This is a genomic window from Chryseobacterium foetidum, assembly GCF_025457425.1.
Lineage (GTDB): Bacteria > Bacteroidota > Bacteroidia > Flavobacteriales > Weeksellaceae > Chryseobacterium > Chryseobacterium foetidum.
Genome location: NZ_JAMXIA010000001.1, coordinates 1,669,757 through 1,687,185, shown reverse-complemented (window position 1 = coordinate 1,687,185; position 17,429 = coordinate 1,669,757). Strand labels below are relative to the sequence as shown.

Genomic DNA, 17,429 nt, shown 5'->3' with positions numbered 1-17,429 from the left:
TTAAATCTGTTCGAAAAGACTTTCGTGGTCGTTTTCGTATTTTTTCCTCAGTCTGTGCTTGGCTTTTTTCACAGCATCAATCGTAACACCGAGAAGGCGCGAAATTTCGGTATTATTCATATTTAATTTGGTAAGAATAATAATTCTGAGGTTTGAATCCGTAAGGTCAGGAAACTGACTGGTCAGCTCTTTATAATGTGTTGGATATTTCTGGATGAAAGCATTTCTAAAGTTTTTCCAGTTTTCGTCTGTCATCAAATGAGATTCCAGCAGTTTCTGTAAGTCGCCTGCTTTTTCCTCCAGTTCAGAAAACGAAGAGTTTTTGACCTTCTGCATTTCCATTTCAAGTTCCTCGATCTGTCTGTTTTTTTCTGAAAGATAAGTTTGATAAGACTGAAGGGTTTTGTGTGTATTATTAAGTTTGCTTTCAGATTTTATTTTTTCAATCATCAGCGTGAGCACTTTTTTGTCGTATTCACCTTTTTTACTCCGCATTTTATGACGGTAAGACCGAATGATAAATACCATCAGAATAAGAAGCATGCAAGCCACGATGATTGCAGAGATTTTTAAATATGATTCTTTTTCAAGTTCGGCTTTGTCTTTGGCAAGTTTCAGCTGGAGCTGTTTTTTCTGCGCTTCCCATCCGACGCGCAGTACAGTTTCTTTCGCATCAAAATCCATCAGGGAATCTTTCAGTTTTTCAAGTCTTCGTCTCGCGGTGAGTTCCTGCTGATCGTCACCTTTCATTTTGGCAATTTTCAGAACTGTTTCCATGATCTGATATTCAAAACTTCTGAAATGACTTTTTGATTTTGCATATTTTTTCGCTTCCTCAAGATACTTTTCTGCACTTTGAAGATCTCCTTTTTCAAAGTAAACATTACTCAATAAGTTTAAGGCAAACATTGTATTCTGATCACTTTCCTGTTTTTCGGAGATTTCAATATCCTTCTGAAGCAGGGAGATCGCTTTATCGTAATTTTTCTTCCTCAGTTCAAGATCTGCAAGACTTCCCAATGCTTTGGCATAGCGCACATGGTCGCCGGATTTCAGAGCGGTTGAAAGAGCTTTTTTAAAATACATTTCAGCTTCTGCATAATTTTTCTTTTCCAGACTGCAGAATCCAAGATTATTAAGAATGCCGGCAGCATCATTTGCTTTGGGATTGGCGTAATGAAAAGCTTTTTTCAGGAACTCTTCTGCTTTGGCATTGTCATTTGTAGTAGTCAGAAAGTAAGCAATCTTCTTGTAGGTCTCGCTGATTTGAATGATCTGTTCATCAGTATTTTCATCCAGAGCTTCGATGCAGTACATAAACAGTGGAAAGCATTTCTCATATCTTCTGTATGTGTAAAAATAAAATGCATAGTTAAGAGAAACCCAGATGGTGAGGTCTGATCTTTTTTCGGCTTTGGAAATAGTGAGTGCGTTTTCAAAAAGTTTTGTACTTGTATTATTTAGCATATCTTTTTCCTGTGCATATTTCAGAGCAGAAAAAACATTACTGACTACAATTTCGGTGTTTTTGTTTGAAAACCGGTTTCTCTTTATTGCTGAATGGAGATAAAGTTTAAACTCCTTTGTAGTTTTATCTGTAAAAGCTGTCTTGTTTTCTGCAATTTTCTCTATCGCTTTTTTGTCTGAAAGCGAATAATTATTGCGCGCGGTTACGCCTGCGCTGGCAAAAATTCCAATAAAAACAAAAAACAGAACAGTTACAAGTTTACTCATGCCATTATTTTATCTACTGATGTCGTTTTATATCGCTGGTTAAAGTTTTAGAATAAAATATTTTTAAAATTTTAAATCTATAATATTGTGAAAATCAATGTTGTAAAAAATGTCCACCCATTTGTCCACCCGCTACTTTTGCGCTCGTGGCAAAGTTAACATAATTTTGGAACAGCTTAAAGGAGTAGAATATCTTTCTTTTAAAATTTAATTTTACGAAATTTAATTTAATAAAAGATGTTAATCCTGCTAAAAATAATGAACTAGTAACCACGTTTATTTTTTACGCATGTAGATTCTACTAATACAAATGATGGAAATTGCAGCACTTATTCGTTCCCGGGTAAGTGTTTTTTTTATTTTTAAATCTGACATTATTACTTAACATAATGCACAAAGTTTATTCGAAGTTTGGTAAAATATATCTGGACAAAACTGGTTTACTTTTAAGAATTTTTTCTAAAGTAATTGTTAGAATCATTCGTACCGGTCAGGTTGTTTACTTTCTGATTTCCCCCAAAATTCCGTAAATCACTAAAAATCAAAATATTTTGTAGTAAATGTTTGGTGATTTGAAAAATATTCCTAAATTTGCACACTCATTTTAGGAGCGTAGTATGCCTATATCAAACGTAGAAATTACTTCAGACTTCCCGAAAATGAGCATAAACAAAGGATAAATTTTATTATAACATAAACAATGTCAGGTATTATTGGTAAAAAAATCGGTATGACGTCTTTGTTTGACGAAGCAGGGAAAAATATTCCTTGTACAGTTATTCAGGCAGGTCCATGCTCGGTTTTACAGGTCAGAACCATTGAAAAGGACGGATACAAATCTGTTCAGTTAGGTTTCGATGACAAGAGTGAGAAGAACGTTGGTAAAGCGTTAGCTGGCCATTTTAAAAAGGCTGGTTCTGCTCCTAAAGCTAAGTTGGTAGAATTCTACAGAGAATTCGTAGACGAAGTAAAAGTAGGAGAAGAAGTAAAAGTTGATTTGTTCACAGAAGGTGAATTTGTTGACGTAACAGGAACTTCAAAAGGTAAAGGTTTCCAGGGTGTTGTTAAAAGACATGGCTTTGGAGGTGTAATGCAGGCAACTCATGGTCAGCACAACAGACTTAGAGCTCCAGGTTCTATCGGTGCCGGATCAGATCCTTCAAGAGTATTCAAAGGGATGAGAATGGCTGGAAGAATGGGAGGTAAGCAGGTAACTGTACAAAACCTTCAGGTATTAAAAGTGGATCAAGAACAAAATCTTTTAGTAGTAAAAGGTGCTGTTCCGGGAGCTAAAAATTCTTATGTAATTATCAGAAAATGGAACTAGTAGTATTAAATACATCAGGAAAAGAAACCGGAAAGAAAGTAACTCTAGACGAAACAGTATTCGGAATTGAGCCAAACAAGCACGCGGTTTACTTAGAAGTGAAACAATATCTTGCTGCACAGCGTCAAGGTACTCATAAATCAAAGGAAAGAAGCGAAATTACTGCTTCTACCAAGAAACTTAAGAAGCAAAAAGGATCTGGTTCTGCAAGATACGGTGATATTAAATCTCCAACTTTCAGAGGTGGGGGTAGAGTATTCGGTCCTAAACCAAGAGACTACAGATTCAAATTGAACAAAGCTCTTAAGAGATTGGCTAAAAAATCTGTTCTTTCTCAGAAAATGAGAGACAACAGCATCAAAATTGTTGAAGGATTGAGCATTTCAGCTCCTAAAACTAAAGATTTCGTTACAATCTTAAATGCATTGTCATTAAACGATACAAAATCTTTATTCATTCTTCCTGATACAAACAAGAATGTGTATTTATCTTCAAGAAACTTGCCTAAGACTAAGGTGATGAAATTCAACGAAATTTCTTCTTATGACCTTATCAACGCAGGTGAGATTGTTTTCTTAGAAGGTGCAGTAGAAAAATTCCAGGAAAATTTAAAGAAATAAATCATGTCACTAATTATTAAACCAGTTATCTCAGAAAAGGCTAATTACCTTACAGATTTAAGAGGTACTTATTCTTTCTTGGTTAATCCTAAGGCGAATAAGATCCAGATAAAAAAAGCTGTGGAAGCGGCTTACGGTGTAAAAGTAGCAGACATTAATACAATGATTTATGCTCCGAAGGTTTCTTCGAAATACACTAAAAAAGGTCTTCAAGTAGGAAAGACCAACAAATTGAAAAAAGCGGTAATCAAACTTGTAGAAGGTGACGTTATCGATATTTTCGCTGTAAATTAATTATTAATTATAAATAATAGTAATGTCTGTTAGAAAATTAAAACCTATCACCCCAGGACAGAGATTCAGAGTTGTAAACAATTTTGAGGAAATTACTACCAACAAACCAGAGAAATCTCTTACAGTTGGTATTAGTAAGTCAGGTGGACGTAACCAAACTGGTAAAATGACCATGCGTTACACCGGAGGTGGACACAAAAAGAAATACAGAATTATCGACTTCAAAAGAAACAAACATGATGTTGAAGCAACGGTAAAAACTGTAGAGTACGATCCAAACAGAACTGCTTTCATCGCTTTAGTTGAATATGCAGACGGAGAGAAGAGATATATCATCGCTCCAAACGGGATCAAAGTAGATCAGAAAATCATATCAGGAGAAAGCGTTGAACCAAACATCGGTAACGCAATGAAACTGAAAAACATTCCTTTGGGAACTGTGATTTCTTGTATCGAGATGAAGCCTGGCCAAGGTGCAATTTTGGCAAGAAGTGCTGGTTCTTCAGCTCAATTAACTTCAAGAGACGGTAAATACGCCATCGTAAAATTGCCTTCAGGAGAATCCAGAATGATCCTTACTGAATGTTATGCAATGGTTGGATCTGTTTCAAACGGAGATCATCAGTTAACTGTATCAGGTAAGGCTGGTAGAAGCAGATGGTTAGGTAGAAGACCAAGAACAAGACCGGTAGTAATGAACCCAGTAGATCACCCAATGGGAGGTGGTGAAGGACGTTCTTCTGGAGGTCACCCAAGATCTAGAAACGGTATGCCTGCTAAAGGTTACAAAACCAGAAAGAAAAACAAAGTGTCTAACCGTTACATCGTATCTAAAAGAAAATAATTATGGCAAGATCACTTAAAAAAGGACCGTTCATTCATCATACTTTAGATAAGAAGGTTCAGGCAAATATAGAAGCTAATAAGAAAACAGTTATCAAAACTTGGTCTAGAGCATCGATGATCTCTCCGGACTTCGTAGGACAGACTATCGCTGTGCACAACGGGAAAGCATTTATCCCGGTTTACGTTACAGAAAACATGGTAGGTCACAAGTTAGGCGAATTTTCTCCAACAAGATCTTTCAGAGGTCATGGTGGTAACAAAAACAAAGGTAGCAGATAATCATGGGATCAAGAAAAAGAGAAAGTGCATTAGCACGTAAATTAACTAATCAGGATGTAGCGAAAGCGTTACACAACGATTGCCCTTCTTCTCCAAGAAAAATGAGATTAGTAGCTGATATCATCAGAGGAGTAGAAGTTGAAAAAGCTTTAAGCATTCTAAAATATTCTAAAAAAGACGCATCTAATAAATTGGAGAAAGTTCTTCTTTCTGCAATGGCAAACTGGCAGTCTAAAAACGAAGGTGCTGATATTGAAGAGGCAAACCTTATCGTTAAAGAAATTTTTGTAGACAGTGCAAGACAATTGAAGAGACTGAGACCGGCACCACAAGGTAGAGGTTACAGAATCAGAAAGAGATCAAACCACATTACGCTAATCTTAGGTACAAAAGAAAATTAATTCAAGGTATGGGACAGAAGACAAATCCAATTGGTAACAGATTAGGTATCATCAGAGGATGGGATTCTAACTGGTTTGGTGGTAAAAACTACGGTGACAGAATCGCTGAAGATTACAAAATCAGAAGATACCTTGAAGCTAGATTATCTAAAGGTGGTATTTCAAGAATTTATATTGAAAGAACATTAAAGTTAGTTACAGTTACAATCACTACTGCAAGACCAGGTTTAATTATCGGGAAAGGCGGACAGGAGGTTGATAAACTGAAAGAAGAGTTGAAGAAATTGACTAAAAAGGATATTCAAATCAACATCTTCGAAATCAAAAGACCTGAGCTTGACGCAGTATTAGTTGCAGACAGCATTGCAAAGCAGATCGAAAACAGAATCTCTTACAGAAGAGCAGTTAAGATGGCTATCGCAGGTACAATGAGAATGGGTGCAGAAGGTATCAAAGTTCAGATCTCTGGTAGATTGAACGGTGCTGAAATGGCAAGATCAGAATCTTTCAAAGACGGAAGAATTCCATTGTCTACTTTCAGAGCAGATATCGATTACCACATCGGTGAAGCATTGACTCAGTACGGAAAATTAGGTGTGAAAGTTTGGATTATGAAAGGTGAAGTTTACGGAAAACGTGACTTGATGCCATTAGTAGGACAGCAGAAAAAAGGAGGACCTTCTGGAGACAGAGATAGAAGAGATAATAGAGGAGGAGACAGAAGAGACAACAACAGAGGACCTAGAAAGAACAATAATAATAACAATAATAATTAAAATTTTAGATTAGAAATTTTGCATTTTAAATTACCGTTACTTTTTTAAAATAAAAAACATCTAAAATCTAAAATCTAAAATCTAAAATTTAGAAATTATGTTACAACCAAAAAGAACCAAGTTCCGTAGAGTACATAAGATGAAAATGAAGGGGATTGCTCAGAGAGGTAATCAACTTGCTTATGGAACTTTCGGGATCAAGGCTACAGAAGGCGCTTGGATCACGGCAAGACAGATTGAAGCTGCGCGTATCGCTGCTACAAGATATATGAAGAGAGAAGGTCAACTATGGATCAAAATCTTCCCGGATAAACCAATTACCAAAAAACCAGCCGAAGTACGTATGGGTAAAGGTAAAGGTGCCGTGGAATATTGGGTAGCTGTAGTAAAACCAGGTAAAATTATGTTCGAAGTTGGAGGTGTACCTTACGATATCGCTAAGGAAGCTCTTAGACTTGCAGCTCAGAAATTACCTATCGTTACTAAATTTATCGTTGCTAACGATTTTGTTAAACCTCTTTAATCTTTGTATACAATGAAAAAAGCTGATATTAAAAATTTAAGCGCGGGTGATCTTCAAAATCAATTAACTGAAGCAAAAGCTCAATATTCAAAACTGAAATTGGCTCATGCTATCAGCCCGATTGAAAACCCGATTCAAATCAAAGATTTGAGAAAGACAATCGCCAGACTAAATACTGAGTTAACTAACAAACAATAATCCTTTTTACAATGGATAGAAATTTAAGAAAAGAAAGAATCGGAGTGGTTTCCAGCAATAAAATGGAAAAAACTATTGTTGTTAGCGAAACTACAAGAGTAAAGCACCCGATGTACGGTAAATTCGTTCTTAAGACGAAAAAATATACTGCACACGACGAAAACAACGAATGCAACGAAGGAGATACAGTTCTAATTTCTGAAACTAGACCTTTAAGCAAGAGCAAGAGATGGAGATTAGTAAGAATCATTGAAAAAGCTAAGTAATAATGTTACAAACAGAATCAAGATTAAAAGTTGCTGATAACACAGGTGCAAAAGAAGTACTCGTTATCAGAGTTCTGGGAGGAACCAGAAGAAGATATGCTTCAGTTGGTGATAAAATCGTTGTTACAATCAAAGATTCTACACCATCAGGAAACGCAAAGAAAGGTCAGGTATCTAAAGCTGTAGTAGTAAGAACTAAAAAAGCAGTAAGAAGAAAAGATGGTTCATACATCAAATTCGACGACAATGCTTGTGTATTGCTAAACGCAGCAGGAGAAATGAGAGGTACACGTGTTTTCGGACCGGTTGCCCGTGAGTTGAGAGACAAAGAATATATGAAAATCATTTCATTAGCTCCTGAAGTACTTTAATATTTAAAATTTTTAAAAAAAATGTCAAAGTTAAAAATAAAAAGAGGAGATAACGTAATCGTAACTACCGGTAAGAAAGATCTTAAAGGTAAGACAGGTGAAGTTATTGAAGTGATCAAAAAAGAAGGAAGAGACCCTAGAGTTATCGTTGCAGGTCTTAACATCGTTAAAAAACACGTTAAGCCTTCAGCTTCTAATCCGCAAGGAGGAATTACTGAGAAAGAAGCTTCTATTCATATCTCAAACGTAGCTTTAGTTGGTAAAGACGGTAAAGCTATCAAAATCGGTTACAAAATCGAAGGAGATAAGAAAGTGAGAATCAACAAGCAAACGGGTGAAACTTTATAATTTTAAATAACACATGGAATATATAGCAAGACCCATAGTAGCTTATAAAGAGAAAATTGTTCCTGCAATGATGGAAGAATTTGGCTACAAATCAGTAATGCAGGTACCTAAATTAGAGAAAATTGTTATCTCTCAAGGTTTAGGTGATGCTACAGCAGATAAGAAAATTATCGATTATGCTGTGGAAGAACTTACAAACATCACAGGTCAGAAAGCTGTTGGCACTATCTCTAAGAAAGATGAGGCTGCTTTCAAATTAAGAAAAGGGATGCCTGTAGGTGCTAAGGTTACTCTTAGAGCTACAAGAATGTACGAATTCTTAGACAGACTTACTTCTTCTGCTTTGCCACGTATCAGAGATTTCTCTGGTATCAAAGCTGAAGGTTTCGATGGTAGAGGAAACTATAACTTAGGAATCACTGAGCAAATTATCTTCCCTGAAATCGTAATCGACAAAGTGAAAAAAATCCAGGGGATGGACATCACTTTCGTTACTACAGCGAAAACAGATAAAGAAGCTAAAGCATTATTAACTCACTTCGGTTTACCGTTCAAAAAGAACTAAGAAATGGCTAAAGAATCAATGAAAGCGCGTGAGCGCAAAAGAGAAGCTACTGTAGCTAAATACGCTGAAAAGAGAAAAGCTCTTAAAGAAGCTGGTGATTACGAAGGACTTCAGAAATTGCCTAAAAATGCTTCTCCTGTAAGATTACACAACAGATGTAAACTGACAGGCAGACCAAGAGGATACATGAGAACGTTCGGTATTTCCAGAGTAACTTTCAGAGAAATGGCAAACAACGGTCTTATCCCAGGCGTTAAAAAAGCGAGTTGGTAAGCAATAATTTTTTTTTACAGCTGACTTCTATATTTTTATAAGTCAGCTGTATTTTAATAAATAGAGCACAGAATTAGGTCAGCTCATAGACAGAGAAAAAAATAATATTATTAAAATTTTTTTTGTACTTTTGCACCCGCTCAGGAAAATTATTATTTCCCTGGGAGACTAATCTTCATTTTGTCTGTGTTTATTAGAATAAAATGAAATTAAAAAAATCAAAGTGACAATTAAGTTGTTGAGATACTGAAGGTAAAGAGATTAGGTGAAGAAACATTCGGAACCATATATTCTTTAATCTTCAAGTCTTTTCAATACTGACTGTCATTAACCAATAATTTAAAACAAAGAAATGGTAACAGATCCAATTTCAGATTTCCTGACTAGAGTAAGGAACGCACAAAGCGCAGGCCACAAAGTGGTGGAAATTCCTGCATCGAAAATCAAAAAGGAGATTACTAAGATCTTATTTGATCAGGGTTATATCTTAAACTACAAGTTTGAGGAGAGCGCTGTTCAGGGTACGATCAAAATCGCTTTGAAGTACGACAAGCAAACCAGCAAACCGGCAATCAAGAGCATTCAAAGAGCTTCAAGACCAGGTTTGAGACAGTACAAAGGTTCAGGTGAACTTCCAAGGGTACTAAACGGTTTGGGTATTTCTATCATCTCTACTTCTAAAGGAGTAATGACAGATAAGAAAGCTAGAGAAGAGAAAGTAGGCGGTGAAGTAATCTGCTATGTTTATTAATTTTTAATCAAAGGAAAATGTCAAGAATTGGTAAAGCAATTATAACAGTTCCAGCAGGAGTTACAATCACTGAAAAAGAAGGTGTAGTAACTGTAAAAGGTCCAAAGGGAGAACTTTCTCAGGAGCTTACTGGTGGAGTTAGTATTGAGCAAAACGACGGTCAGCTTACTGTAAGCAGACCATCTGATGCTAAACAACACAGAGCGCTACACGGTTTGTACCGCGCGTTGATCAACAACATGGTTGTGGGAACTACAGAAGGTTTCACAAAAAAATTAGAACTGGTAGGGGTAGGATACAGAGCTTCACACGCAGGTCAAAAACTTGAGTTAGCTTTAGGATTCTCTCACGGTATCGTTTTAGAAGTTCCAAAGGAAGTAATCATCGATACATTGACTGAAAAAGGTAAAAACCCAATTATTACTTTAACGTCTCACGACAATCAACTTTTAGGAATGGTTGCTGCAAAGATCAGATCTTTCAGAAAACCTGAACCGTACAAAGGAAAAGGTGTAAGATTCGTAGGAGAAATTGTTAGACGTAAAGCTGGTAAATCTGCTTAATAAAAATTAAGAAAATGGCACTAAGTAAATTAGAAAAAAGAATAAGAATCAAAAGAAGAGTAAGAGGAAAAATCTCTGGATCTGCTGATTTGCCAAGATTATCTGTATACAAAAGTAATAAGGAAATTTACGCACAGTTAATCGACGATAAAGACGGAAAAACTTTAGCATCTGCCTCTTCAAGAGAGAAGGGCGCTGCTACCGGAACAAAAAGTGAAATTTCTGCTGCTGTAGGTAAAGCTATCGCTGCTAAAGCAATCGCTGCAGGAATTGAAAATATTGTATTTGACAGAAACGGTTTCGTATACCACGGTAGAGTGAAAGCTCTGGCTGACGGTGCGAGAGAAGGAGGACTTAAATTCTAATCATTAAATTTCGGAAATATGTTAGGACTAGATAATATAGAAAGAGTAAAACCGGGAGGATTAGAACTTAAAGATCGTCTCGTTGCTGTAAATAGAGTAACAAAAGTAACCAAAGGAGGTAGAGCTTTCGGATTTTCTGCAATTGTTGTAGTAGGTGACGAAGCTGGAACTATCGGTTTTGGTTTAGGAAAATCTAAGGAAGTTGCTTCTGCTATCGCTAAGGCGGTAGAAGATGCTAAGAAAAACTTGGTAAAAGTTCCTGTAATGAATCACACAATCCCTCACCAGACTTCTGCAAGATACGGTGGTGCTGATATCTTCATGAGACCTGCTTCTCACGGTACAGGACTTATCGCCGGTGGTGCGGTAAGAGCGGTATTGGAGTCTGCTGGTATTCATGATATCCTTTCAAAATCTAAAGGATCTTCAAACCCTCACAATGTGGTAAAGGCAACTTTCAAAGCATTGTTAGACATCAGAAGACCAGAAGAAATCGCAAGAATGAGAGGAGTTTCTCTAACTAAAGTGTTTAACGGTTAATAAATAAACAATGGCAACAATTAAAGTAAAGCAAGTAAGAAGCGCTATTGGCAGAACAAAAACCCAAAAGAGAACGCTTGAAGCATTAGGATTTAAGAAACTTCACCAAGTTGTAGAGCACGAAGCTACGCCTTCTATCTTAGGAATGATCGCTGCTGTAAGTCACTTACTTGAAGTTCAAAAATAAATTGATTTGAAATTAGAAGTTTGAAATTTGAGATTCGTAATCTCTTTTCAAATTTCTTATTTTCACTTGAAATTTTAAAATTTCAAATATCAAATTTCAAATATCAAATTTTAATACAATGAATTTAAACAACATAAAACCAGCTGCAGGATCTACTTTCAATTCAAAAAGAATTGGTAGAGGTCAGGGTACTGGAAAAGGAGGTACTTCTACAAAAGGTCACAAAGGTCAGAAAGCTAGAGCTGGTTATTCTCAGAAAATCGGTTTCGAAGGTGGACAGATGCCTTTACAAAGAAGATTACCGAAATTCGGTTTCAAAAATGTAAACAGAAAAGAGTTTAGAGGAATCAACCTTGATACTATTCAGACTTTAATCGAGAACAAATCTATCACTGGAGAGATCACGAGAGAAGTATTGATTGAGAACGGTTTGATTACTAAAAACGAATTAGTGAAAATTATGGGTAGAGGAGAATTGAAATCTGCGGTTTCAATCTCTGCTGATAAGTTTACTAAATCTGCTGAAGAGTTGATCTCTAAAGCAGGAGGAAAAGCAATTACCTTATAATAATACTAATGAAAGAATTTATACAGACCCTCAAAAATATTTGGAGCTTAAAAGAGCTGAGAGAAAAAATTCTCTTTACTTTATTTATCATCCTTGTGTATAGATTCGCATCTTTCATCTCTCTCCCTGCGATTAACCTTGCAGAAGTGGGAGATCTCTTAGAGCATTATAAAAATCAAGGCGGAAACAAGCAGGGAGCAGGACTCCTTGGCTTGCTTTCGTCATTTACGGGAGGGGCGTTCAGCCACGCTTCTGTGATGGCGTTAGGTATCATGCCTTATATTTCTGCATCAATCATTGTTCAGCTGATGGGGATGGCAATTCCTTATCTTCAGAAACTACAGAAAGACGGAGAGTCTGGTAGAAACACACTGAATCAGATCACAAGATGGTTAACAATTGGGGTTTGTCTTGTACAGGCACCTTCTTATTTAACTTCGATCACTCAGCTGTTCTTACCTTACGCTCAGTTCCAGTCTGCGTATTTCGTAGATCCTAATTCAATTATGTTCTGGTTACCAAGTATTGTAATCCTGGTAGGCGGTTCCGTATTCGCAATGTGGCTGGGTGAGAAGATCACCGACAAAGGTATCGGGAACGGTATTTCTATCCTTATTATGGTGGGAATCCTTTCAAGATTACCGGAAGCATTCGTACAGGAAATCGCAGTTCAGAATGGTAAAGGAGGTTTAGGTTCTATCATGATCATGGTTGAAGTTCTATTCTGGATGGTAGTAGTTCTTTTAGCTGTTGTATTATCGGTGGCTGTAAGAAAAATTCCTATTCAGTATGTAAGCAGAGCTCAGGCAAGAGGAGGTGTAAATAAAAATCTAATGCAGGGTGCAAGACAGTGGATTCCGTTGAAAGTAAACGCAGCTGGTGTAATGCCGATTATCTTTGCTCAGGCATTGATGTTCGTACCTGGCTTGCTTACAAAAGTAGACGAATCTAACACGTTCCTTGCAGGTTTTAAAAATGTATTCAGCTGGCAGTACAATGTTTTGTTTGCCTTATTGATTATTATCTTTTCATTCTTTTATACAGCAATCACTATTCCTGTAAACCAAATGGCCGATGACCTTAAGAGACAAGGTGGTTTGGTACCAAAGGTAAGACCAGGGAAAGAGACTGCTGATTATCTGGATGATATATTGTCAAAAATTACTTTGCCAGGTTCAATATTTTTAGCTATCTTTGCAGTCCTTCCGGCAATTGTGCATGGAAGCTTTGTTCAGACAGATGCTTTTGCCCTGTTTTTCGGTGGTACATCGCTGTTGATCATGGTGGGAGTAATATTAGATACTGTTCAACAGATCAATACTTATCTGCTAAATCATCATTATGATGGCTTGATGCAGTCAAAATTGTCAAGAACAACCGGATATTAATTTATGGCAAAACAAAAACATATTGAACAGGACGGCGTGATTACAGAAGCGCTTTCCAACGCACAGTTTCGTGTAGAACTGGAAAACGGGCATATGCTTATCGCTCATATTTCAGGGAAGATGAGAATGCATTATATTAAACTGTTACCTGGTGATAAGGTAAAACTTGAAATGTCTCCTTACGATCTTTCGAAAGGGAGAATTACATTTAGATACTAAAACAAACGCCAGACGGATGCAATACTCCGTTTGGCTATTGTTAAAGAATAGATATACAAGTGAAGTCGTTGATTTCGTTTGGTAATAAAGAAAAACAAAAATTTTCAAAATGAAAGTTAGAGCATCAATTAAAAAAAGAAGTGCTGATTGCAAAATAGTACGCAGAAAAGGTGTACTGTTTGTAATCAACAAGAAAAACCCAAAATTTAAACAAAGACAAGGTTAACATTAAATTATGGCGAGAATTTCCGGTATTGATTTACCAAAAAACAAAAGAGGAGTTATCGGTTTAACTTACATCTACGGAGTGGGAAGAAGTACATCTTCTGAAATCCTTAAGAACGCCGGTATCAGCGAAGACAAAAAAGTCAACGAATGGAATGACGATGAATTGGCTGCAATCAGAAATTATATCTCAGAAAACATCAAAGTGGAGGGAGAGCTAAGATCTGAAGTGCAATTGAACATTAAGCGATTAATGGACATAGGATGCCAACGAGGAATACGTCACAGACTTGGATTACCTTTAAGAGGCCAGAGAACGAAAAACAACTCTAGAACACGTAAAGGAAAGAGAAAAACTGTTGCTAACAAGAAAAAAGCTAGTAAATAATCGTTAGGAATTATGGCAAAACAAACTAAAGTAGTTAAAAAAAGAAAAGTAAAAGTTGAGGCTATTGGTGAAGCGCACATTCAGGCGTCTTTCAATAACATCATCATTTCTTTAACAAATAAAAACGGAGAGGTAATCTCTTGGGCTTCTGCCGGTAAAATGGGTTTCAGAGGTTCTAAAAAGAATACTCCTTTTGCTGCTCAGATGGCAGCTGAAAATTGCTCTGCTGTAGCTCACGAAGCTGGTTTAAGAAGAGTAAAGGTGTTTGTGAAAGGTCCGGGTGCAGGTAGAGAATCTGCTATCAGATCTATTCACAATTCAGGAATTGAAGTTTCAGAAATCGTTGATGTGACGCCTATGCCACACAACGGATGCAGACCACCAAAAAGAAGAAGAGTTTAATTTTTAGAATTTACCCATTATGGCAAGATATATTGGACCTAAAACTAAGATTGCTAGAAAGTTTGGTGCTGCAATCTACGGAGATGATAAAAACTTCGAGAAAAGAAAAAACCAACCGCCAGGACAACACGGTCCTAACAAAAGAAGAGGCGCAAAAAAATCTGAATATGCTGTTCAGTTAATGGAAAAGCAAAAAGCTAAATATACTTACGGTATTTTAGAAAGACAATTTGCTAACCTTTTCGAAAAAGCACACAGAAGTAAAGGTGTAACAGGTGAAGTTCTATTGCAACTTTGCGAATCAAGACTGGATAACGTTGTTTACAGATTAGGTTTTGCTAAAACAAGATCTGGTGCAAGACAATTGACTTCACACAGACACGTAACTGTGAATGGTGAAATCTTAAACATTCCATCTTATTTGGTAAAAGCTGGTGATGTAATCGCTATTAGAGAAAAATCTAAATCTCTTGAAGTTGTAGCTGACGCTTTGGCAGCTAAATCAAACTACGAGTGGTTACAATTCAACGATGAGAAGAAAGAAGGTACCTTCATCGCTGCTCCTGAAAGAATCCAGATTCCGGAAGACATCAAGGAACAGCTTATCGTCGAACTTTACTCTAAATAATTTTTTAATCAAATTTTTGCTCAACCCAACAATATGGCAATTTTACAATTCATAAAACCCGATAAAGTAATCCTACTAAACTCTGATGAATTTAAAGGTCAATTCGAATTTCGTCCTTTAGAACCAGGTTTCGGGCTTACAATCGGTAATGCTTTGAGAAGAGTGTTGCTTTCTTCTCTGGAAGGATACGCTATTTCATCTATCAAAATAGAAGGTGTAGAGCACGAATTTTCAACTATTCCGGGAGTAATCGAAGATGTTACCGAAATTATTCTTAACCTTAAGCAGGTAAGATTGAAAGCTTCAGCAGATGGCCAGGCTAATGAGCAGGTAGTTGCTAAAGTTTCGGGGCAAACGGTTATTACAGCAGGAGATTTAGGTAAATCAATGAGCGGTTTCGAGGTTTTAAACCCGGAATTGGTAATTTGTAACTTAAACGCTGATGTTTCTTTCGAAATTACTTTCAATGTTGATAAAGGTAGAGGTTATGTTCCTTCAGAGCAAAACAAATCAAACAATGCACCAATTGGTACTATTGCTATTGATTCTATCTTTACGCCAATCAAAAAAGTACAGTATAGTATTGAAAATTACCGTGTAGAGCAAAAAACAGACTACGAAAAACTTGTACTAGATATAGAAACTGATGGCTCTATCAGCCCTCAGAATGCTTTAACTGAAGCTTCTAAGATATTAATTTATCACTTCATGTTGTTCTCTGATGAGAGAATCACTCTGGAGACTGAAGCTGTAAAAGCATCTATTCAGTACGATGAAGAAACACTTCACACAAGACAGTTACTTAAGTCTAAATTAGCAGATATGGATCTTTCTGTAAGAGCCCTAAACTGTCTGAAAGCAGCTGAAGTAGAAACTCTTGGAGAATTGGTTTCTTACAGTAAGTCTGATTTGATGAAATTCAGAAATTTTGGTAAAAAATCTTTGACAGAACTAGAAGAATTGGTGCATTCAAAAGGTCTTAACTTCGGTTTTGACGTTGCAAAATATAAATTAGACGCTGATAATTAAATAATAATGAGACACGGTAAAAAATTCAATCACTTAGGAAGAACGTCTTCACACAGAAGCGCTTTACTTTCTAATATGGCTTGTTCTCTAATTGAGCATAAGAGAATCAACACTACTGTAGCTAAAGCGAAAGCTTTAAGAGTATATGTTGAGCCTCTATTAACAAAGGCAAAAGAAGATACTACACACAATAGAAGAATTGTTTTTTCATATCTTCAAAGTAAAGAGGCTGTTACTGAACTTTTCAGATCAGTAGCTCCTAAAATCGCAGAAAGAAACGGAGGTTACACAAGAATCATCAAAACTGGTTTCAGAAAAGGTGATGCTGCTGACATGGCTCTTATCGAGCTTGTTGATTTCAACGAACTTTACAATCCTAATGCTGAGGAGAAAAAGACAACAAGAAGAAGTAGAAGATCAAATACTGCAAAAGTAGCTGTTGAAGCTGCACCAGCAGTTGAAGAGAAAGTTGAAGAGCCTAAGGCTGAATCAGCAGATTCTACTGAAGAGAAAGCTGGAGAATAATATTCTTACAGATAAATAAAAAAAACCGTTCAGATTTCTGAGCGGTTTTTTTGTGTTTTACAATTTCGATTTTACAAGTTCAATAATGTTCTTCCCCTGGTGCAGAATCAGACTGTCGCCTTTTACAGTGGCTTTCATATCGCCTTTTTTGTAGGTGGTCACTTGTCCGTCTGATTTGATTTTATCTAATTTAAAAGTTTTGCCGTTACTGCTGATTTCTACATCACTTGTTCCAGGTTCATAATCGAAGATAACTTTTACCTGAGAACCGTCGGTGGCCTTGTACACATAATTTGTTCTGACCATTTTTTTTCCGTTGACATCAGTGTTATAAGAAATATTTTCGTCCACTTTTCCATTGTCTGCCAAAACAGTTCCGTCGCCATCGGTTTTTATCACATTTTTATTCCCTTCCTTACTACAGCTGGAAAGTGCTGCCGAGAAGAAAAGTAGGACTAAAGCTATATTTTTCATAGTTCATAATTTTGTTAAAAAATTTACATTAAATCTCTTTTTTGTGTTTAAAATTTAACTAAATTTAAGAAACAAAAACTAAACCATTCCACGGAAACTCAAAAACTTTAAAATTACCCAAAGGTGTAATTGATTCTGTTTCTAATTCTGTCGAATTTTGTCTTTAAATATTAGCAGCATGAGTATTTCCATAGCCATAGTAGAAGACGAAAAAAACTACAACAATGCGTTGAAGAAAGTTATCGATTACCAGGATGACATGAAGGTGGTTGCCCAGTTTTTCAATGGCAAAAATGCTTTGGAAGAACTTTCGTTTCACCGACCAGACGCTGTAATGAGTGATATTCAGCTTTAGG

31 protein-coding genes are annotated in these 17,429 nt (G+C 36.4%); 29 read left to right on the top strand and 2 right to left on the bottom strand.

The genetic code is table 11. The features are described from left to right. Nucleotides 1–1,734: a tetratricopeptide repeat protein gene (locus NG809_RS07925; protein ID WP_262149555.1), complete on the bottom strand. Its 1,734-nt coding sequence runs from the start codon at nucleotides 1,732–1,734 to the stop codon at nucleotides 1–3. Nucleotides 1,735–2,434: 700 nt separating this feature from the next. Here NG809_RS07925 and rplC point away from each other — a divergent pair. The 28 genes from rplC (at nucleotide 2,435) to rplQ (ending at nucleotide 16,599) form a co-directional block, all read left to right on the top strand. Continuing rightward, nucleotides 2,435–3,061: a 50S ribosomal protein L3 gene (gene rplC / locus NG809_RS07920; protein WP_262149554.1), complete on the top strand. Its 627-nt coding sequence runs from the start codon at nucleotides 2,435–2,437 to the stop codon at nucleotides 3,059–3,061. After that, nucleotides 3,052–3,681, top strand: a complete 630-nt coding sequence (gene rplD / locus NG809_RS07915) for a 50S ribosomal protein L4 (RefSeq protein WP_262149553.1) — start codon at nucleotides 3,052–3,054, stop codon at nucleotides 3,679–3,681. Before rplC ends, rplD begins: the two co-directional genes overlap by 10 nt. Before the next feature lie 3 nt (nucleotides 3,682–3,684). After that, complete coding sequence (gene rplW, locus NG809_RS07910; RefSeq protein WP_056026836.1) at nucleotides 3,685–3,975, top strand: 50S ribosomal protein L23; 291 nt, start codon at nucleotides 3,685–3,687, stop codon at nucleotides 3,973–3,975. A 22-nt stretch (nucleotides 3,976–3,997) separates the two neighbouring features. Further along, nucleotides 3,998–4,819, top strand: coding sequence for a 50S ribosomal protein L2 (gene rplB, locus NG809_RS07905; protein ID WP_262149551.1), 822 nt, complete (start codon nucleotides 3,998–4,000; stop codon nucleotides 4,817–4,819). A 2-nt stretch (nucleotides 4,820–4,821) separates the two neighbouring features. Then, entirely contained in the window at nucleotides 4,822–5,100 is a 279-nt protein-coding gene (gene rpsS / locus NG809_RS07900) for a 30S ribosomal protein S19 (RefSeq protein ID WP_262149549.1), read from the top strand. Nucleotides 5,101–5,102: 2 nt separating this feature from the next. After that, nucleotides 5,103–5,501: a 50S ribosomal protein L22 gene (gene rplV / locus NG809_RS07895; RefSeq protein WP_056075966.1), complete on the top strand. Its 399-nt coding sequence runs from the start codon at nucleotides 5,103–5,105 to the stop codon at nucleotides 5,499–5,501. 8 nt (nucleotides 5,502–5,509) lie between these two features. Then, nucleotides 5,510–6,277, top strand: a complete 768-nt coding sequence (gene rpsC / locus NG809_RS07890) for a 30S ribosomal protein S3 (protein ID WP_056026828.1) — start codon at nucleotides 5,510–5,512, stop codon at nucleotides 6,275–6,277. A 97-nt stretch (nucleotides 6,278–6,374) separates the two neighbouring features. Next, nucleotides 6,375–6,800 (top strand): 50S ribosomal protein L16, encoded by a 426-nt coding sequence (rplP, locus tag NG809_RS07885; protein ID WP_056075973.1) that lies wholly within the window; start codon nucleotides 6,375–6,377, stop codon nucleotides 6,798–6,800. Between the two features lie 12 nt (nucleotides 6,801–6,812). Then, a complete protein-coding gene (gene rpmC, locus NG809_RS07880; protein ID WP_262149547.1) occupies nucleotides 6,813–6,998 on the top strand; it encodes a 50S ribosomal protein L29 in 186 nt (61 codons plus the stop codon). 11 nt (nucleotides 6,999–7,009) lie between these two features. Then, nucleotides 7,010–7,264 (top strand): 30S ribosomal protein S17, encoded by a 255-nt coding sequence (gene rpsQ / locus NG809_RS07875; protein ID WP_034678021.1) that lies wholly within the window; start codon nucleotides 7,010–7,012, stop codon nucleotides 7,262–7,264. A 2-nt stretch (nucleotides 7,265–7,266) separates the two neighbouring features. Continuing rightward, nucleotides 7,267–7,635 carry a 50S ribosomal protein L14 gene (gene rplN, locus NG809_RS07870; protein WP_002983226.1) on the top strand — a complete coding sequence of 123 codons (369 nt, stop codon included), beginning with the start codon at nucleotides 7,267–7,269 and terminating at the stop codon, nucleotides 7,633–7,635. Nucleotides 7,636–7,656: 21 nt separating this feature from the next. After that, complete coding sequence (gene rplX, locus NG809_RS07865) at nucleotides 7,657–7,983, top strand: 50S ribosomal protein L24 (protein WP_262149543.1); 327 nt, start codon at nucleotides 7,657–7,659, stop codon at nucleotides 7,981–7,983. 13 nt (nucleotides 7,984–7,996) lie between these two features. Beyond that, nucleotides 7,997–8,548, top strand: coding sequence for a 50S ribosomal protein L5 (gene rplE / locus NG809_RS07860; protein WP_262149541.1), 552 nt, complete (start codon nucleotides 7,997–7,999; stop codon nucleotides 8,546–8,548). Between the two features lie 3 nt (nucleotides 8,549–8,551). Next, nucleotides 8,552–8,821: a 30S ribosomal protein S14 gene (gene rpsN, locus NG809_RS07855; protein ID WP_047442254.1), complete on the top strand. Its 270-nt coding sequence runs from the start codon at nucleotides 8,552–8,554 to the stop codon at nucleotides 8,819–8,821. 352 nt (nucleotides 8,822–9,173) lie between these two features. Continuing rightward, entirely contained in the window at nucleotides 9,174–9,572 is a 399-nt protein-coding gene (rpsH, locus tag NG809_RS07850; protein ID WP_056026813.1) for a 30S ribosomal protein S8, read from the top strand. 17 nt (nucleotides 9,573–9,589) lie between these two features. Further along, nucleotides 9,590–10,135 carry a 50S ribosomal protein L6 gene (rplF, locus tag NG809_RS07845; RefSeq protein ID WP_262149537.1) on the top strand — a complete coding sequence of 182 codons (546 nt, stop codon included), beginning with the start codon at nucleotides 9,590–9,592 and terminating at the stop codon, nucleotides 10,133–10,135. Between the two features lie 14 nt (nucleotides 10,136–10,149). Continuing rightward, nucleotides 10,150–10,500, top strand: a complete 351-nt coding sequence (gene rplR, locus NG809_RS07840; protein ID WP_056075982.1) for a 50S ribosomal protein L18 — start codon at nucleotides 10,150–10,152, stop codon at nucleotides 10,498–10,500. 18 nt (nucleotides 10,501–10,518) lie between these two features. Continuing rightward, a complete protein-coding gene (gene rpsE / locus NG809_RS07835) occupies nucleotides 10,519–11,040 on the top strand; it encodes a 30S ribosomal protein S5 (protein WP_056075986.1) in 522 nt (173 codons plus the stop codon). Nucleotides 11,041–11,050: 10 nt separating this feature from the next. Further along, the gene (gene rpmD / locus NG809_RS07830) at nucleotides 11,051–11,227 is read left to right on the top strand and encodes a 50S ribosomal protein L30 (RefSeq protein WP_007839493.1); all 177 of its coding nucleotides are present in this window, start codon (nucleotides 11,051–11,053) and stop codon (nucleotides 11,225–11,227) included. 118 nt (nucleotides 11,228–11,345) lie between these two features. After that, nucleotides 11,346–11,795, top strand: coding sequence for a 50S ribosomal protein L15 (gene rplO / locus NG809_RS07825; RefSeq protein ID WP_056075989.1), 450 nt, complete (start codon nucleotides 11,346–11,348; stop codon nucleotides 11,793–11,795). Between the two features lie 8 nt (nucleotides 11,796–11,803). Beyond that, complete coding sequence (gene secY / locus NG809_RS07820) at nucleotides 11,804–13,183, top strand: preprotein translocase subunit SecY (protein WP_262149531.1); 1,380 nt, start codon at nucleotides 11,804–11,806, stop codon at nucleotides 13,181–13,183. 3 nt (nucleotides 13,184–13,186) lie between these two features. Then, nucleotides 13,187–13,402, top strand: coding sequence for a translation initiation factor IF-1 (gene infA, locus NG809_RS07815; RefSeq protein ID WP_027387199.1), 216 nt, complete (start codon nucleotides 13,187–13,189; stop codon nucleotides 13,400–13,402). Between the two features lie 109 nt (nucleotides 13,403–13,511). Further along, nucleotides 13,512–13,628: a 50S ribosomal protein L36 gene (gene rpmJ, locus NG809_RS07810; RefSeq protein WP_007839480.1), complete on the top strand. Its 117-nt coding sequence runs from the start codon at nucleotides 13,512–13,514 to the stop codon at nucleotides 13,626–13,628. Between the two features lie 9 nt (nucleotides 13,629–13,637). Next, nucleotides 13,638–14,015 (top strand): 30S ribosomal protein S13, encoded by a 378-nt coding sequence (gene rpsM / locus NG809_RS07805; RefSeq protein WP_056026795.1) that lies wholly within the window; start codon nucleotides 13,638–13,640, stop codon nucleotides 14,013–14,015. Nucleotides 14,016–14,027: 12 nt separating this feature from the next. Further along, a complete protein-coding gene (gene rpsK, locus NG809_RS07800; protein ID WP_034694697.1) occupies nucleotides 14,028–14,417 on the top strand; it encodes a 30S ribosomal protein S11 in 390 nt (129 codons plus the stop codon). 19 nt (nucleotides 14,418–14,436) lie between these two features. Then, nucleotides 14,437–15,045: a 30S ribosomal protein S4 gene (gene rpsD, locus NG809_RS07795; protein ID WP_262149516.1), complete on the top strand. Its 609-nt coding sequence runs from the start codon at nucleotides 14,437–14,439 to the stop codon at nucleotides 15,043–15,045. Between the two features lie 33 nt (nucleotides 15,046–15,078). Next, nucleotides 15,079–16,074 carry a DNA-directed RNA polymerase subunit alpha gene (locus NG809_RS07790; protein ID WP_262149514.1) on the top strand — a complete coding sequence of 332 codons (996 nt, stop codon included), beginning with the start codon at nucleotides 15,079–15,081 and terminating at the stop codon, nucleotides 16,072–16,074. Nucleotides 16,075–16,080: 6 nt separating this feature from the next. Then, entirely contained in the window at nucleotides 16,081–16,599 is a 519-nt protein-coding gene (rplQ, locus tag NG809_RS07785; protein ID WP_262149512.1) for a 50S ribosomal protein L17, read from the top strand. A gap of 57 nt (nucleotides 16,600–16,656) precedes the next feature. Here rplQ and NG809_RS07780 read toward each other — a convergent pair whose 3' ends face one another. Further along, the gene (locus NG809_RS07780) at nucleotides 16,657–17,073 is read right to left on the bottom strand and encodes a hypothetical protein (RefSeq protein WP_262149509.1); all 417 of its coding nucleotides are present in this window, start codon (nucleotides 17,071–17,073) and stop codon (nucleotides 16,657–16,659) included. 178 nt (nucleotides 17,074–17,251) lie between these two features. Here NG809_RS07780 and NG809_RS07775 point away from each other — a divergent pair, with 178 nt between their 5' ends. Then, the gene (locus NG809_RS07775; RefSeq protein WP_262149507.1) at nucleotides 17,252–17,428 is read left to right on the top strand and encodes a response regulator; all 177 of its coding nucleotides are present in this window, start codon (nucleotides 17,252–17,254) and stop codon (nucleotides 17,426–17,428) included. The last annotated feature ends 1 nt before the right edge of the window (nucleotide 17,429 follow it).